This is a genomic window from Aminobacter sp. MET-1, assembly GCF_026521175.1.
In the GTDB taxonomy this organism is placed as follows: domain Bacteria; phylum Pseudomonadota; class Alphaproteobacteria; order Rhizobiales; family Rhizobiaceae; genus Aminobacter.
On sequence record NZ_JAMSHL010000170.1, the window covers coordinates 1 to 240 of the forward strand.

The following is a 240-nucleotide window of genomic DNA, read 5'->3' on the forward strand; positions in this document are numbered from 1 at the left end:
CACCGAAACAGCGTCCCCCTCCTCCATCACCCCATTGGGCAACATCCCATTCGCCAAATCATCCACCACAGCCTTCGCCATCTCCCCCAAATAATGCGCCGCCCAGGCATAACGGTCCGCGCCTTTGTCCATGGCCGCATCCAATGCGAGCATTTTGGAACAGTGCAGCAACTCGGAAGCATGCTCCAGGGCGTCACGAATGGGCACGCCAGCATTGACGCGGAATAGACGGTGCAGGTT

The 240-nt window shown here is 58.8% G+C and carries 1 protein-coding gene; it reads right to left on the reverse strand.

Features of this window, described 5'->3' with window-relative positions; translation table 11 throughout:
- On the reverse strand, window positions 1–240 hold a 240-nt coding region (locus tag NDO48_RS29500; RefSeq protein ID WP_267322956.1), incomplete at both ends, for a DUF3077 domain-containing protein.